The 15,859-nt window shown below is 72.6% G+C and carries 14 protein-coding genes; 6 read left to right on the top strand and 8 right to left on the bottom strand.

Annotated features, from left to right (window positions below; all coding sequences use genetic code 11):
- The first annotated feature begins 32 nt into the window (after positions 1-32).
- The 3 genes from ACZ7OH_RS38170 to ACZ7OH_RS38160 all read left to right on the top strand — a co-directional run bounded on the left by ACZ7OH_RS38170 (position 33) and on the right by ACZ7OH_RS38160 (position 4,289).
- On the top strand, positions 33-2,279 hold the full coding sequence (locus ACZ7OH_RS38170; protein ID WP_470285332.1) for an ATP-binding protein: 2,247 nt from the start codon (positions 33-35) through the stop codon (positions 2,277-2,279).
- Positions 2,280-2,358: 79 nt separating this feature from the next.
- A complete protein-coding gene (locus ACZ7OH_RS38165; RefSeq protein ID WP_470285331.1) occupies positions 2,359-2,925 on the top strand; it encodes an RICIN domain-containing protein in 567 nt (188 codons plus the stop codon).
- Between the two features lie 35 nt (positions 2,926-2,960).
- On the top strand, positions 2,961-4,289 hold the full coding sequence (locus ACZ7OH_RS38160) for a TolB family protein (protein ID WP_470285330.1): 1,329 nt from the start codon (positions 2,961-2,963) through the stop codon (positions 4,287-4,289).
- 11 nt (positions 4,290-4,300) lie between these two features.
- Here the strand turns inward: ACZ7OH_RS38160 and ACZ7OH_RS38155 are convergent, their stop codons facing one another.
- On the bottom strand, positions 4,301-5,236 hold the full coding sequence (locus ACZ7OH_RS38155; RefSeq protein ID WP_470285329.1) for an SDR family oxidoreductase: 936 nt from the start codon (positions 5,234-5,236) through the stop codon (positions 4,301-4,303).
- A 12-nt stretch (positions 5,237-5,248) separates the two neighbouring features.
- Entirely contained in the window at positions 5,249-5,869 is a 621-nt protein-coding gene (locus tag ACZ7OH_RS38150; RefSeq protein WP_470285328.1) for an NADPH-dependent F420 reductase, read from the bottom strand.
- Positions 5,870-6,007: 138 nt separating this feature from the next.
- On the opposite strand from ACZ7OH_RS38150, the gene ACZ7OH_RS38145 reads away from it, so the two are divergent.
- Positions 6,008-6,919 (top strand): LysR family transcriptional regulator, encoded by a 912-nt coding sequence (locus tag ACZ7OH_RS38145; RefSeq protein WP_470285327.1) that lies wholly within the window; start codon positions 6,008-6,010, stop codon positions 6,917-6,919.
- Between the two features lie 3 nt (positions 6,920-6,922).
- On the opposite strand, the gene ACZ7OH_RS38140 is transcribed toward ACZ7OH_RS38145, so the two are convergent.
- Entirely contained in the window at positions 6,923-7,525 is a 603-nt protein-coding gene (locus ACZ7OH_RS38140; RefSeq protein WP_470285326.1) for a TetR/AcrR family transcriptional regulator, read from the bottom strand.
- A 114-nt stretch (positions 7,526-7,639) separates the two neighbouring features.
- Here ACZ7OH_RS38140 and ACZ7OH_RS38135 point away from each other — a divergent pair, with 114 nt between their 5' ends.
- On the top strand, positions 7,640-8,374 hold the full coding sequence (locus tag ACZ7OH_RS38135) for an SDR family NAD(P)-dependent oxidoreductase (RefSeq protein ID WP_470285325.1): 735 nt from the start codon (positions 7,640-7,642) through the stop codon (positions 8,372-8,374).
- Positions 8,375-8,573: 199 nt separating this feature from the next.
- On the opposite strand, the gene ACZ7OH_RS38130 is transcribed toward ACZ7OH_RS38135, so the two are convergent.
- Genes ACZ7OH_RS38130 through ACZ7OH_RS38120 form a run of 3 tightly spaced genes read right to left on the bottom strand, consistent with a single transcriptional unit; the run spans position 8,574 to position 11,555 of the window.
- Positions 8,574-9,590 (bottom strand): alcohol dehydrogenase catalytic domain-containing protein, encoded by a 1,017-nt coding sequence (locus ACZ7OH_RS38130; RefSeq protein ID WP_470285324.1) that lies wholly within the window; start codon positions 9,588-9,590, stop codon positions 8,574-8,576.
- Positions 9,590-10,951, bottom strand: a complete 1,362-nt coding sequence (locus tag ACZ7OH_RS38125; RefSeq protein ID WP_470285323.1) for a dihydrolipoyl dehydrogenase family protein — start codon at positions 10,949-10,951, stop codon at positions 9,590-9,592. The genes ACZ7OH_RS38130 and ACZ7OH_RS38125 overlap by 1 nt, the downstream gene beginning before the upstream one ends.
- Before the next feature lie 31 nt (positions 10,952-10,982).
- Positions 10,983-11,555, bottom strand: coding sequence for a VOC family protein (locus ACZ7OH_RS38120; protein WP_470285322.1), 573 nt, complete (start codon positions 11,553-11,555; stop codon positions 10,983-10,985).
- 134 nt (positions 11,556-11,689) lie between these two features.
- On the opposite strand from ACZ7OH_RS38120, the gene ACZ7OH_RS38115 reads away from it, so the two are divergent.
- Positions 11,690-14,419: an ATP-binding protein gene (locus ACZ7OH_RS38115; RefSeq protein ID WP_470285321.1), complete on the top strand. Its 2,730-nt coding sequence runs from the start codon at positions 11,690-11,692 to the stop codon at positions 14,417-14,419.
- Between the two features lie 102 nt (positions 14,420-14,521).
- Here the strand turns inward: ACZ7OH_RS38115 and ACZ7OH_RS38110 are convergent, their stop codons facing one another.
- Together ACZ7OH_RS38110 and ACZ7OH_RS38105 are read right to left on the bottom strand one after the other, a co-directional pair.
- Entirely contained in the window at positions 14,522-14,776 is a 255-nt protein-coding gene (locus ACZ7OH_RS38110; protein ID WP_470285320.1) for a hypothetical protein, read from the bottom strand.
- 200 nt (positions 14,777-14,976) lie between these two features.
- Positions 14,977-15,516, bottom strand: a complete 540-nt coding sequence (locus ACZ7OH_RS38105) for a Uma2 family endonuclease (protein ID WP_470285319.1) — start codon at positions 15,514-15,516, stop codon at positions 14,977-14,979.
- Between the last annotated feature and the right edge of the window lie 343 nt (positions 15,517-15,859).

The following is a 15,859-nucleotide window of genomic DNA, read 5'->3' as shown; positions in this document are numbered from 1 at the left end:
GGCGCTTCCGCAGCCGTCTTTACCATGTGGCGGTGCACCGGGGGCAGATGGCGTTGGCCGAGATGCTGGCAGGGCTGCGGAGCAGCCGCGGTCTCTCGCAGGAGCAGCTGGCGGAGCTGAGCGGGATCAGCGTCCGCGCGATCGGGGAGATCGAGCGGGGCGCCACCCGGCGTCCGCAGCGCGAAACCCTGCGTGCGCTCATCAGTGCACTGGGCTTGACGCCGGAGGAGCGGGAGGCGTTCGCCCGGACCGCCCGGACGGCGCCGCCGCCGGACACCCGCCGCCGGCGGACGGCGGCCCGCCCGGCGCTGCCCGCGCCGGTCACCTCGATCGTCGGGCGGTCCGACGACCTCGCCGCGGTGCTCCGGCTGGTCCAGGACCCGCCGGTGCGGCTGGTCACGATCACCGGCACCGGCGGGGTCGGCAAGACCCGCCTCGCTCTCGAGGTGGGCTGGCGGGCGGCGAGCCGGTTCGAATCCGTGCACGGCCTCGACCTGAGCGCCCTGCGGGACGCCGACGACGTCCCGCAGGCGCTGGCCGAGTCCCTGCGGACACTCGACCCGGCCGCGCTGATCGGCGACGGGCGATGGCTGCTGGTGCTCGACAGTTTCGAGCACGTGGCCGCGGCGGCCACCACCGTGGCCACGCTGCTGGCCGGGTGCCCGGGGCTGACCGTCCTGGCGACCAGCCGGTCGCCGTTGCGGCTGCGGGGGGAACACCTCTGGCCACTGGCCCCACTGTCCACTCCGGACAGTGACGATCCGGCGGACCTGGCCGGCAACGCGGCCGTCCGGTTGCTGGTCGAACGCACCGCCGCGGTCCGGCCCGGGTTCGCGCTCACCGGGGACAACGCGGTCGCGGTCGCGGCGCTGTGCCGCCGGCTCGACGGCCTGCCGCTCGCCCTGGAGCTGGCCGCCGCGCGGCTGCGCACCCAGGCACCGGCCCAGGTGCTCGCCCAGGTCCGCGACCTGCACGGCGACGCGGTGGACCTGGCCGACCGGCACGTGAGCCTGCGCCGCACGGTCGAATGGAGCACGCGCGGGCTCACCGATCCCGACCGGCGGTTGTTCGGCCTGCTGGGCGCGTTCTCCGGCGGAGCCGACCCGGTCGACGTCGAGGCCGTGCTGGGCGCACCGCCGCATTCGCTGGCGACGCTGGCCGCGCACAGCCTGGTCACCGTCACCGAACGGGCCGGCGGTCCCCGGATCGGCATGCTGGACACCATCCGCGAGGTCGTCGAGGACCAGCTCACCGGAGCCGGCGATCGCGACGCGCACGCCGGGCACTTCCTGCGCCTGGTCCGCGACGGCGATCCCCGGCTGGGCGATGAGCAGGACAACGTCCGGGCCGCGATCCAGCAAGCCGTCGACGCCGCGCCCGCCCTGTTGTGCGTGGAAACCGTGCGCGCACTGACCAAGCACTACGTGGCCCGGGGTCGGTTCGCCGAAGGACGGCGGATGCTCACGGGTGCGGCCGGTTCCGCGCCCACCGAGCAGGCCCGGGCGTGGGCGTGGCACGGCGCCGCGGTCACCGCCAACGAGAGCGGCGACCCGGAGGTGGCGCTGGCGCTGGCCGCGTCCGCCGCCGAGGTGTTCGGCGCCGACCCGGACGGCCGGGCCGCGACGCTGACCCTGATCGGCAACGCCCACAAGTTCGCCGGCCGGTACGACGACGCCGCGGCCGCGTACACCGGCGTGCTGGACCAGGCGAGGACCACGGGCGACGCGCGCCGCGAGACGATCGCGCTGAACAACCTGGGCGCGCTGGCGCACGACCGCGGCGCGTACGCCGAAGCGATCGAATACCACGCCGCCGCGCTGCGCCGTAAGCGCGAGCTGGGCGACAAGCGCGGTGTCGCGGTGGCTCAGCTCAACCTCGGCGCCGTGCGGAACGACACCGGCGACCACGCCGGCGCGGCCACCCTGCTGACCGAGGCCGCCGCGACGTTCGCCGCTCTCGGCGAACCGGGCTCGGAGGCGTTCGCGCTGGCCCTGCTGGCCCAGTCCCAGGCCGGCCTGGCCCTGCTGGCCCAGTCCCAGGCCGGCCTGGCCCGCTGGGACGACGCCACCACCACCGGCCGGCGGGCGCTGGAGCTGGCCCGGCGGGCCGAACACGCCCAGGCGACCGGGCTCGCGCTGCTCGCCCTCGGCGAGACGGCCGCCGCCGGCGGCGACGCGGGCGGCGCCGCCCGGCTGTTCCGCGAGGCGCTGACGTTCCCCCTCGGCTTGCCGGACCAGGCCCGCGTCCGCGCGCACCCGGCGATGGCCGCGGACCGCTGATCGGCGGGAAACCGTTTCTGCCGGCTTTTCCGCCGGTTCCGCCTGGAGCCGGCCGTGGGGTGCTCCCTAGGGTTCGCGCATGCCTCAGCTACCCCGCGTGATCCGCTCCGCCGTGCTGGTTCCGCTCGCGACCGCCGCACTCGTCCTGGCCGGTGCCGGGCCCGCCCATGCCGACCGGACCATCTACCCGCCGGTGAGCGGCGACGTAGTGGCCTGGCAGACCAACGAAGGCAGCTGGGCCGGCGGCAGCCCCAAGTGCGTGCAGGTCGACAAGGGACGTCTCGACGACTTCGCCCCGGTCGACCAGCTTTCCTGCGACTACGGTAACAACCAGCGGTGGCGGATGGGGCAGGCCACGGACGACCCGGCCGTGTTCTGGCTGCAGAACGTCCGCACCGGCAAGTGCCTGGACGACTACGCCTACGGGACGAACCAGGGAAACCCCATCATCCAGTACACCTGCCTCGTCGGCACGAACCAGCAGTGGCGGATGCTCTGGGACTACTACAACGGCGTCGCGGAGTTCCAGAACGTGAACAGCGGAATGTGTCTTTCGGTGGACGCCATCAACACCGACAACTACCGCCGGTTGGTGCAGAACCCCTGCTACGGCTTCATCAACGAACGGTTCCAGCCGGTCTGGTGAACCACGGTTTTCTTTTTGATCAGGGAAAGGCAATGATGAGAAGTCGGAGAGCCGGCTCGGTCGGACTCGTCCTCTGCGCGACGACCATCGCGGCGCTGGTACCGGTTGGCACGGCGGACGCCGCCACCGCGGCCGCCACCACGTTGATCAGCGTCGGCGTCGACGGCAAGCCGGGCACCGGGGCGAGCGGGGAGCCGTCGGTGTCCGCCGACGGACGGTACGTGGCCTTCCGGTCCTCGGCCCGCAACCTCGTCGGCGGCGACACCAATGGCGTCGACGACGTGTTCGTGCGGGACCGGGTGGCCGGGGTGACCACGCGCGTCAGCGTCGACCGCACCGGCGTCGAGGGGAACGGCGCCAGCTGGGCACCGTCCATTTCGGCCGACGGCCGGTACGTCGCGTTCGTGTCGGACTCGACGAACCTGGTTCCGGGCGACACCAACGGGTTCCGGGACGTGTTCGTCCACGACAACCTGATCGGGTGGACGAGCCGGGTCAGCGGCGGGCTGCTGGGCGCCCCGGGCAACGACGACAGCCTCGACCCGGCGATCTCGGCCGACGGGCGGTTCATCGCGTACGACTCGTACGCCGGCAACCTCGTCCCCGGCGACACGAACCGCGTCCGGGACGTCTTCGAGTACGACCAGCAGCTGGACCGCACCGTTCGCGTCAGCGTCGACTCGGGCGGCACGGAGGTCAGGGGCGCGAGCCGGCTGCCGTCGATCTCGGCCGACGGCCGCTACGTCACGTTCGAATCCGACGCCACGACCCTGACGAGCTCCGACACGAACCAGGCGACCGACGTGTTCGTGCACGACAAGCTGACCGGGCTGACCGAGCGGGTGAGCGTCAACGCCCACGGCGACCAAGGGCAAGGCGCCAGCACCTTCTCGACGATGTCGGCCGACGGGCGTTACGTCGCCTACCAGTCGGCTGCGGGGAACCTGCTGCCGAACCCGGGGGACACCAACGGCCACGTCGACAACTTCCTGGTCGACCGGCAGACGTCGACGGTCACCCGGCTGAACGTCCTCTACACGGGCGGGCAGGACATCGACGGCACCACGCCGGGCGTCCGCCCGTCGATCTCGGCCGACGGCCGCTACACGGCGTTCGACTCCTTCGCGTGGAGACTCGTGCCGTTCGACCGCAACAGCGCGGGTGACGTGTTCGTCCGTGACCGCGACACCGCGACCACGACCCGGGCCAGCGTCGCCGGGAACGGCGCGGAGGGCAACGGAAACTCCGCGACGCCCTCGATCTCGGCCGACGGCAAGCACGTCGCGTTCCAGTCCGTCGCCACCAACTTCGCGACGGGCACCGACATGTGGACCCCCCACGTGTACCTGCGCGACCTCGGCTGATCCTCCCGTTCTCAGCTCGTGGGGAAGTAGTGGCCGTTGTCCAGATCGGCGAGCAGGCCGGGCTGGGTGGGTTCCCAGCCGAGGGTCTCGCGGGTGATCAGGTTGGACGCCGGGTAGCTCTGCGTGACGACGTTCGCGAGGAAGCCGAAGTGGCCCGGCACCACCAGGGCGTCGACCGGGATGCTCACGACGGGCAGGCCCAGCCGGTTGCCGATGGCCTGGGCGATGTCGCGGAACCGGATGGCGCCGTCCGCGACCGCGTGCCAGTAGCTGCCCGCCGGGCCCTTTTCCCAAGCCAAGCGGAACACGGACGCGGCGTCGCGGGCGTGCACGGCGTTCCACCGGTTGGTGCCGTCGCCGGGGTAGCCGACGACACCTTTCTCCTTCGCCAGCGCGATCAGCCGCTGGAGGAAGCCGGCTTGGTCGGTCGTGCTGTGCGCGATGTTGGCTATGCGCACGATCGACGACCGCACTCCGCGCTCGGCCAGGCCGATGACGGTGGTCTCCACGATGTTGCGGGCCCGCAGGGTTCCCGCGTGCTCCTCGCCGGCGGGCAAGGCCGGGTCCTGCTCGGTGGCCGGCCGGCCCAGGTTCCCCGGCGAACCGATGCTCCCGGCCGCGACCAGCGGCTTGCCGGTTCCCGTGAGCGCCTCGCCGTAGGCCAGCATGATCGGGACCTCCGCGGCGGCCACGGCGTCGATTCCGCCGGTGGGGAGCAGGTCCTGCCGGTGTGCGACGTGGATGACGCCGTCGGAGTCCGCGGCCGCCTCCTTGAGCCCGTCGAGATCCTCGAGGTCGCCGCGGCGCACCTTTGCGCCCAGCGTGGACAACGCGGTCGCCGCCGTGTCGGAGCGGGCCAGGCCGGTGACCTCGTGCCCGGCGGCGATGAGCTCGGGGATGATGTGGGAACCGGTGTGACCGGTCCCGCCGGTGACGAAAACTCGCACGATGTGTCCTACTCAGTTGTTGATGGTGACGCCGAGGCTGATGTCGAACCCCGCGCCGTGGTTGGCCAGGCCCATCAGCAGCGGACCCACCGCCTCCAACCACCGCGCCGCCGCGAGGTCGCCTGCATCCAGCGGGCGCAGCCTGAGGCTCTCGATGAACGCCGACACGCGGGCCTTGGCGTCCGCGTCGTCGCCGGCGATGAACACGTCCAGCCGACCGCCCTGGGCCAGAACGTGGCCGAAGACGGTGTTGAACGCCTTCACGACGTGCGCGCTCGCGGGAACGGTCTTGGCGATCTCCTGCGCACCGGAGGTGCCGGCGGGCGTGACGACCCCGGTGGCGTCGGCGGTGAAGGTGTTGGAGATGTCGATGACGACCTTGCCGGCCAGCGCGTCGCCGAACTGCGCCAAGACCTGAGCGGCGCTGGCATAAGGCACCGCGGAGACCACGATGTCGCCGGCCGGGGTGGCACCGAACGTTCCGGCCGTCGCGCTGCCGCCGAGTTCGGCGGCCAGGTCCTTGGCCTTGGCCGCGTCGCGGCCGATGACCTCGACGGTGTGGCCGCCCTCGACCGCGCGGGTGGCGATGGCGCGGGCCATGCCGCCGAGGCCGATGATGCTGATGGTGCTCATGGTGTGCTGCTTTCTGAAGTCGGGAGGTGTCTGCGGGGCGCCCGACATCCATGGTTGCCGCGGGTCCGAGTTGATGTCCAAGACCTCTTCCGACGGCGGCGATACCCTGGTGGCATCGCCGGACCGCGGGAGGCCCTGATGGATCTGGACCTGCGCAAGCTGCGCTATTTCGTCGCGGTCGCCGACACGCTGCACTTCGGCCGCGCCGCCGAACGGCTGCACATCGCGCAGCCGGTGCTGAGCCGGCAGATCCGCGCGCTCGAACAGGATCTCGGCACCGCGCTGTTCACCAGGGACAGCCACGGGGTGACGCTGACCGACGCAGGCACGCAGCTGCTGACCGACGCCGCCCCCTTGCTGGCCTCCGCCGACGCGGCCCGCCGCCGGGTGACCGCGGCCGCGCGGGGCGACCGGCGGCTGATGGTCGGCTTCCGGGCCGGCGTCGCGGTCACCCCGGCGATCCACCGGTTCGCCGTCCGGCACCCGGACGTGCGGGTCGACGTGCAGCGCATCGAAGCCGACGAGCAAGCCGAAATGCTGCTCGACGGCCGCATCGACATCGGCTACGTGCGGCTGCCCCTCGACGAGGCCGGCCTGCGCGTCGTTCCGCTCTACACCGAGCCGCGGGTGGCGGTCCTGCCCGCGCGCCATCGGCTGGCCGGCAAGGAAGAAGTCACCGAGGCCGATCTCGCCGGCGAACCGCTGCTCTGGCACGCCGACGCGAGCACGCAGCCCACCAGGCGCCCGCACCTCAACGCCGGGTACCTGGTTCGTGGCGTCGACGAAACGCTCGAGCACGTCGCCGCCGGGCGGGGCATCTCGTTCCTCGCGCGCTCGGCGACCGTCTTCTACACGCATCCGGAGGTCGCCTACGTGCCCGTCCCGGACCTGGCGCCGGACCAGGTGTGCCTCGCCGTGGCGACCGCACATTCCTCACCGGTGGTCGACGACTTCTTCAGCGCGGCTCAGGCGGCGGCCGAAATCACGGCGGAATGCGGCAACCACGAGATGTGGCAGCTCGGCGGCGATCCCCTCACCAAGGACCGCTGACCCTCATCGCCGAGCTGGCGCCGGGATCGCGTTGTCGATGAGGACGGCGGCGATGGCGGCGGCGGTGGGGAAGGTTTCGGTGTTGAGGGCCCGGTTGCGGGCCGAGGCGCCGTCGAGGAGCAGCGCCAGTTGCTCGCCGAGCTGGTCGGGGTCGGTGGCGCCGGCTTCGCGCGCGGTTTCGGCGAGCCGGGCGGCGACGGCTTTCTTGTAGTCGTGCGCGCGTTGACGTGCGGGGTGTTCGGGGTCGGGGATTTCGACGGACGCCGCGATGAAGGGACACAGCGGCGTGATGTCGTCCTGGGTCGCGGTCATCGGCAGTTCGAAGGCCGCGAGGAGCCGTTCGCGAGGCGTGAGGTCGGCGCGGTCGAACACTTCCGGCATGACGCCGGGATCGAACCGGCGCAGGTACTCGGCGACGAGTTCGTCTTTGCCGGCGAAGTGCTGGTAGGCCGTGCGTTTCGACACCTGGGCCGCCGCGCAGAGCTGGTCCATGCCGGTCTGGTTGATGCCCTGCTCGCGGAACAGCTGTTGTGACGCGCTGAGGATGCGCTCGCGCGCGCCCCTGCCGCGGCGCCGGCCCTGGGGGCCCTTCTCCAACTCCGTCATGAGCCCAGTCTAGCCGGGTTGGGTACGGATCGGTGTACATAGCTTGCGTCCCGATCGACCCTCCGCTACGTTAAGCACACAGATCGGTGTACATAACTAGGCAACGGAGTGATCGTGGGAAAGCTCGAGGGCAAGGTCGCGGTGATCACGGGCGGCACGAGTGGCCTGGCGCTGGCCGGCGCCAAGCTGTTCGTCGACGAAGGTGCGTACGTCTTCATCTCGGGCCGGCGGCAGGAGGCGGTGGACGACGCCGTCAAGCTGATCGGCCGGAACGTGACCGGCGTGCAAGGCGACGCGGCCGACCTGGCGGATCTGGACCGTCTGTTCGACACGGTCAAGCGGGAAAAGGGCGCGATCGACGTGTTGTGGGCCAGCGCCGGGGTAGGCGAGCAGCGCCCGCTCGGCGAGATCACCGAGGAGCACTTCGACACCACCTTCGGGCTCAACGCGCGCGGCACGCTGTTCACGGTGCAGAAAGCGCTTCCGCTGTTCAACGACGGCGGCTCGATCTTCATGACCGGGTCCAACGCTTCGCTGAAGGGCTATCCCGAGTGGAGCGTGTACGCGGCGAGCAAGGCCGTGCAGCAGGCCTACGCCCGCGTGTGGCTGTCCGAGCTGAAGGACCGGCGGATCCGGGTGAACGTGCTGACTCCCGGCCAGGTCGCCACGCCGAAGCAGCAGGAGCTGTTCGACGAGGAGACGATGCGGCAGTTCGAATCCCTGATCCCGCGGGGAGAAATGGGGCGGCCCGAGGAGATCGCGACGGTCGCGCTGTTCCTCGCCTCGGACGACTCGAGCTACGTGAACGGGATGGAGCTGGCCGTCGACGGCGGCGTCGCGGTGATCTGAGCGCCGGAGTCAGTCTTTCCGATCGTCAGTCAAGCACCATCGGCGCGCTGGCGATAGCCGGCGGCAACACCGTCCCGGCCACTTGTGGTCGATCGCCTGCCGCGGCCGGCCGCACGGCGGCCGGCCGGGTCTATACGGATACGCCACCTGGTTCCGGCAGCACCAGCAGCTCGTGCATTAGCCAGCGTGCCGTACTTCGTCACCGAGGAAGGGTGTCCAGGACCACGCGGAACCGCGCGTTGCCGGACATCATGCGCTCGTACGCCTTCGGCGCCTCCGACAGCGGCATGATCTCGTTGCGGCTGCGGATTCCGCGGTCGTGGGCCAGGCGCAAGCTGTCCTCGTTCTCGATCGACGAACCGGTGAGCGCGCCGGTGACCGAGTGGGTGCCGAAGATCAGGTCCGGCGTCCGGACCTCGATCGGGTCCGGGGCGGCTCCGACGACCAGCAGCTGCCCGCGGGTGCCGAGCCCGGCGACGAGCGGGGACATCGACGCGCCGCTCGACGCCGTCGCGATGATCGCCGCCGCTCCGCCGAGCCGCTTCAGCTCCTGGCCGGGGTCGCCCGTCGTGCTGTCGATGTACTCGTCGGCGCCGAGTTCCGCCGCCAGCTCGGCTTTCCCCGTGCCGCGGGCGATCGCCGCGACGCGGTAGCCGAGCGTCTTGGCGTACTGGACGCCGAGGTGGCCGAGGCCGCCGATGCCTTGCACCGCCACCAATGACCCCGGGCGCGCGTCGGCCGTGAGCAACGCCCGGTACATGGTGAGTCCCGCGCACAGCAGCGGTGCGACGTCGAGGGGCTGCGCGCCGGCGGGGATGCGGACCAGCCCGGTGGCGCGGGCGTACGCCACTTCGGCGTAGCCGCCGTCGGTCGTGGTGCCCGTCCACGGCTGGTCGGTGCAGTTGACGAAGTCGCCGCGGCGGCAGTTCTCGCACTGGCCGCAGTGGCCGTTGAGGTAGCCGACGCCGACGTGGTCGCCGGGCGCCCAGGCGGTCACGCCGGGGCCGACGGCGTCCACCACGCCGACGATCTCGTGGCCGGGCACGACCGGCACCGACGGGTCGGCGCGCATCCCTTCGACGGCTAGGGTGTCGCTGTGGCAGACGCCGCAGGCTTCGACGCGCAGCCGGACTTCGCCGGGCAGCGGGTCGCGGAGTTCTCGCTCCACCAAGGTGAACTGGCGCGTGCCGGTCACTTCGAACGCACGGTAGGACATCACTGGGCTCCCAAGGGGTTCACCTGGCGATCGAGATCGCGCAGGACGTGCAGGAAGGCTTCGGAGAAGGTCGGGAACGGCTGGACGACGTCGAGCAGCACGGCCAGCGGGACGCGGGCCCGGATGGCCAGCGTGGCCTGCTGGAGCCATTCGCCGGCCTCGGGACCGGCCGCGTACGCGCCGGTGAGCCGTTCGCCGTCGGAGACGACGGTGAGGAAGCCGGGGCGCGTGTCGTACGCCCGGGTGTAGGTGGCCGTGCGGGCCACCCCGGAAAGCTGCACGGTCGCGGTGAAAGCACCTTCGGCGGCGCCGACGGCCGCGGCCTGCGGGTCGGTGAACACCACGCGGGGGATCGCGTCGTAGTGCACGGAAGCGGGCCGGCCGAGGATGTTCGCGGCCACGACCCGGCCCTGGTACTCGCCGACGTGGGTCAGGTTCCACTGCCCGGTGACGTCGCCGACGGCCCACAGGCCGTCCCCCGCCGCCATGTGCTCGTCGACCGGGATGCCGTGCGGATTCGCTTCCACGCCAACGGTTCCGAGGCCGATGCCGTCGACGCGGGGTCGTCGTCCGGTGGCGACCAGCAGCCGCTCGGCGCGCAGCTGCGTGCCGTCGGGAAGGTCGAGCACGTACTCCTCGCCGTCGAGCCGCGCGGCGCTCGCGTGCTGTCCGAGGTGCAGGGCGACGCCGTCCGCGCGCAGCGCTTCTCCGACGGCTTCGCCGAGTGCCCGGGGCTCGTGGGGGAGGACGTGATCGGCGCCGTCGACCACCGCGACCTCCGCTCCGAGGCGGGTGAACGCCTGGGCCAGCTCGACGCCGGTCGGGCCGGCCCCGAGGACGAGCAGGCGGCTCGGGACTTCCTTCGCACCGGTCGCTTCGCGGTTCGTCCACAGGCCGGGCAGTTCGCGCAGGCCGGGCACGGGCGGGATGACGGGGGCGGAGCCGGTCGCGACGACGACGTGTTCGGCGGTGTACTCCTTCCCGCCGACGGCGACGGTGTGCGGCCCGGCGAGCCGGCCCTCGCCGCGCAGCACCTCGATTCCGGTGTCGCGGGCCCACTTCTCGGCGCCCGCGTCGTCGTAGGACGAGACCATGAAGTCGCGCCACGCCAGTGCGGCGGCGACGTCCGGACGGCCGGCGACCGCCTCGCGGGCGCCCGGGACGTCGCGGGCGGCGGCCAGCGCTTCGCCGGGCCGCAGCAGGGTCTTGGACGGGATGCACGCCCAGTAGGAGCATTCGCCGCCGAGCAGCTCCCGCTCGACGACGGCGACCCGCAGGCCGCCCGCGGCGATCGCGGCCGCGGTGTGTTCGCCCGGTGCGCCACCGCCGAGGACGATGGCGTCGAAATCGCGTTGAGCCATGGTTCCTTCTTTCCGGAGATTCGGAATGGGCTCAGGCGTCCTGGTGCCGCGCCATGTACTGGGCGTACCACGTCGGCCACTGCTCGTCGTACTGGCCGGTTTCCTTTTCGTGTTCGCCGTGCGCGGCGGCGGCCTCGCGCAGCGCGTCTTCGAGCCGCTGGGTGGAGCCGTAGGTGACGCCGTCGACGCGTCCGGGCAGCCGGGTCGTGACCTCCTGCAGTTGCCAGGTGTTGCCGTCGGGGTCGCTGAAGGAGGCGAACGAGGAGTAGGTGCCGCGGTCGGGGTGGATGCCGGGGGCGAAGGCGCCGGTCTGGTCGCGGTGGAAGATTTCGCTGACGTCGGCGCCGTGGCCGGTGAGTTCTTTGCGGGCGGCTTCGATGTCGTCGACGACGAGGTAGGTGTTGCGTACCGCGCCCGGGGTGGCGTCGGTGATGCCGGTGCCGAAGTGGACCGAGGTCGGTGATCCCGGCGGGGTGAGCTGGACGATCCGGGAGGTGCCGAAGGCGATGTCGGCGTCTTCGCGCCAGCCGAGTGCCTTGTAGAAGTGCTTGGTCCGGTCGACGTCGGTGACGGGCAGGACGACGACTTCGAGCTTCATGTCCATGATCTGAACTCCTCTTCGTGGGGCGGGTTTCTCTGCTCGCCTTCACGGTCGTCCTCCCGAGGCCCGTTCGCCCCCGTGTGACACCCTGGTCCGTCCCGGGCCCCTGCCCCGGGGATCGCGCTAGGGTCCGGGGCATGTCGGGTCCCGAGCTGATCGGCCGCGGAGACGAGCTCGCCGCGCTCGACGGCGCGCTCGCCGCGGCGCGGACCGGGCACAGCCGGGTGCTGGTGCTGCGCGGCGAGGCGGGGATCGGCAAGACGGCGCTCCTGGAGCACGTCGCGGCGCGGGCGACCGGTTTCCGGGTAGCGCGGACGGCGGGCGTCGAATCCGAGCGCGAGCTGCCCTACGCCGGCCTGCACCAGCTCTGCGTCCCCTTCCTCGACCGGCTCGGCCACCTGCCGGCGCCGCAGCGGACCGCGCTCGGCACGGCGTTCGGCCTGACCGCGGGCGAGCCACCGGACCGGTTCCTGATCGGGCTCGCGGTGCTGACCCTGTTCGCCGGGGTCGCCGAGGACCGGCCGCTGGTGTGCCTGGTCGACGACGCGCAGTGGCTCGACCGGGTGTCCGCGCAAACGCTCGCGTTCGTCGCGCGGCGGCTGCTGGCCGAGCCGATCGCGCTGGTCGTGGCGGTGCGCGAGCCCGCGGAGCAGCTGGACTTGGCGGGGTTGCCGGAGCTGGCCGTCCGCGGCCTCGGCGAAACGGCGGCCGGTGCGGTGCTGGACTCGGTGCTCAAGGGCCCGCTGGACGGCCGGGTCCGGGACCGGATCATCGCCGAAACGCACGGCAACCCGCTCGCGCTGGTCGAGCTGCCCCGGTTCTGGACCGCCGCGGAACAAGCCGACGGGCTCTTCCGCCCGGACGGCGACGCGCTGGCCGACCGCCTCGAGCGGTGCTTCCTCCAGCAGCTGGCCCCGCTGCCGCCCGACACCCGCCGGCTGCTGCTGACCGCCGCCGCGGAGCCGCTGGGGGACGCGACCCTGCTCTGGCGCGCGGCCGGGGAGCTCGGCCTGGGCGCGGACCCCGCGGCCGCCGCCGAGGCGACCGGGCTGGTCGAGTTCGGGCCCCGGGTCCGGTTCCGGCATCCGCTGGTGCGCTCGGCCGTCTACCGGTCAGCTTCGGCCGGGGAGCGGCAGGAGGTGCATCGCGCGCTCGCGGCGGTCACCGATCCCGCCGTCGACCCGGATCGGCGGGCGTGGCACCGCGCGCAGGCGACCGTCGTCCCGGACGAAGCCGTCGCGACCGAACTCGAGCGCTCCGCCGGGCGCGCCCGGGCACGCGGTGGCCAGGTCGCCGCCGCCGCGTTGCTCGAACAGGCCGCCACCCTCACCCCCGATCCGGCGCTGCGCGCCCGGCGCGAACTCGCGGCCGCCCGGGCGAAACGCGGTGCGGGCGCGCTCGAAGCGGCGCTGGACCTGCTGGGCGCGGCCGAGGCCGGACCGCCGGATCCGGCGCGGGACGCCGAGGCCGGCCGCCTCCGCGGGCAGATCGCGTTCGACCAGCGGCGCGGGCGGGACGCGGTGGAGCTGCTGCTGCGCGCCGCCGGATGCCTCGACGGCGACGAGGCCCGCGAGACGTACTTGGAGGCGCTCGGCGCCGCCGTGTGGGCCGAATCCGACGTCGTCGAGGCCGCGCGGCGGACCCGGGCGGCGCCGGCGGCCCCGGTGCCACCGACCGCCGTCGACGTCGTCCTCGACGCGCTCGCGACCCGGCTCACCGACGGCTACGCGGCCGCGGCCGCGCAGATGACCGAGGCGGTCGGCGTCGTCCGCGCGCTCGGCACCGGTGGCGAGGACACCGGGCGCGTGCTGTGGCTGCTGGGCAACCGGGCCGCCGGCACCCTCGCGACCGAGCTGCTCGACTTCGCCACCGGCCGCGAGCTCGCCGAGCGTCAGGTGCGGCTGGCCCGCGACACGGGCGCGCTCGTCCAGCTGCAGTTCGCCCTCAACTTCCTCGCCAACCACGAGCTGCTGGCCGGCGACCTGACCGCGGCCCGGGCGCTCGTCGAAGAGGACCGGCTCCTCGCCGAAGCCACCGGCGGCCGCCCGGTCGGGTACAGCGCGATCCTGCTCACCGCCTTGCGCGGCCGGGACGGCGCCGCGGAGATCGCGGCCGCTGCGACGGCGGCGGCCGAGCGGGGCCAGGGCCGGGTCGTGCGGTTCGCCGACTACGCGCACGCCGTGCTCGCCAACGGCCTCGGCCACCACGAGGCCGCCCGCGACGCGGCTCACCGGGTGTTCGAGCGCGACACGATGGGCCACCAGGCCCTGGCGACGGCGGAGCTGGCGGAGGCCGCGTCGCGAACCGGCGACGGCGACCTCGTCGCCGCGGCGCTGGACAAGATGTCCGAACGCGCCCGGGTCACCCCGACGGCGTGGACCCGAGCCCTCGAAGCTCGCCTGCGGGCGCTGGCGGGCGTCACACCCGGCGAGTGCTACGCCGAGTCGATCGCGTTGCTCGCCGGGACTCCGTTGCGGGTCGAGCTGGCCCGGAGCCACCTGCTGTTCGGCGAATGGCTCCGGCGCGAGGGACGCCGCGTCGACGCCCGGGAGCACCTGCGCACCGCCCACGTCATGACGTCGGAGATGGGCCTCGAAGCATTCGCCGACCGCGCGCGCCGAGAGCTGCTGGCCACCGGCGAGACGGCGCGCAAACGCACCGCCGGGACCACCGAGGAGCTGACCCCGCAGGAGTTCCAGATCGCCCGCCTGGCGCGCGAAGGACTGTCCAACCCGGAGATCGGGACGAGGCTCTTCCTCAGCCCGCGCACCGTCGAATGGCACCTGCGCAAGGTTTTCGGCAAGCTCGGGATCAGCTCACGACGCCAGCTGCGCGAAGCCGCCTTCGACGTGGCTGCGGCGCGGTGAGCTGCCACCAGGTGATCGGGAGGGCGACGGTCCGTGCGCCGGCAGCTCGATTCTCGCCAGTGGCGCGCCGAGGCAGAAGTGGGAACCGTGCCCGAAACCGAGCTACGGGTTGTCACCGCGGTCGAAGCGCAGCTCGTCGCCGGGCCCGAACTGCGGCGGCATGAACCGCATCAGCTCCTCGACGGCGGCCGGCACCAGGTCCGGGTCGGCACGCAGTTCGGACAGCTGGCTCAGGTGTTCCAGCAGTACGTGGACCAGCGTGCGCAACCGGGTGTGCTCGGGCGGGTCCAGGGCCATGATCACGCCCGGGTCCTGTTTGACGGCCGTCATCCTCGGCACGTCGGCTTCGGTGGCCATGGCCCGGCTGAACCGCCGGTCGCCCCGCACGAGCCGTACAGCCGATTCCCCGTAGGCAGCTCGATCCGCGTCAAGCCGGGCGCGTCCCGGGCCGCGGCGAACGCCTCGGGCAGCGGGTTCCTCGGCTAAGGGGTACGCGACCGGTTCGACGGGAGTCGAAGTCGTCACCATTCTCCGGCCGGTGGACTCGGTGGCCGTGGTCAGTGGGGCGAGACGAGGTCGGCCGCGCGCAGCGTCAGCGCGTAAGGGGCGGTGAGGGTCACCGGTTCGTCGTCGCGGCCTTCGCCGTCGAGGACGTACGCGCCGGCGTCGAGGCGGAAGCAGCTCACGCTCGGGACGCGGGGGTCGATCACCCAGTAGAACGGGCAGCCGGCCGCGGCGAGCCGGGCGGGCTTGAGGTACCGGTCGATGTGCTCGCTCGAGGGCGACACCACTTCGACAGCGAGCACCGGCACGCCGACGAGCGCCCGGTCGGTGAACGTGTCCCGGCGGCCGACGACGACGTCCGGGATGAGGACCGTGTGCTCGTCGAGCACGACGTCCAGGGGAGCGGGGAGGACCTCGCAGTCCGCAGGGCAGAGCGGGGTGAGCGCGGCGAGCAGGCGCGCGACCACCCTCTGGTGCAGCGGACGCGGGGAGGGGCTCACTAGGAGTGTCCCGTCCACCAGTTCGTAACGGCGGCGCTCATCGGTGATCAGCTCCAGGTCCCGACGGGTGAGACGGTCTCCGTGTGCGAACATCGGGACGGTCTCCATGCTGCCCCCAGCGTCGGGCCGGACGGGAATCGACCAGCCCAGGGTAGTGCGCCACTGCGCGCAGCGCGAACCGCCGCGGAGTGATCTCCCCCGCCCGGTCGGACCATTCCCCGCCCGTGCGATCCGGTGTGGACGGTCACGATCCGTGCGCCGATTTCCGCCGGCCGACCCGAACAGAGCAGGAGGTAAGCGGAATGCGGCCGTTGGAGTGCATTTCCACAATTCTTTCCGGCGCAATTCCCCGGCCTTGCGCAGGTCACTCGCTGATCACTCGCCGGACTCCTGACCAGCGACGATGACGGTGATCGCTTGTTAAGGCGAATGTAAC

This window comes from Amycolatopsis sp. NPDC114478, assembly GCF_055633805.1.
The sequence above is the reverse complement of the archived record's forward strand: the minus strand, read 5'-3'. Positions and strand labels throughout refer to the sequence as shown.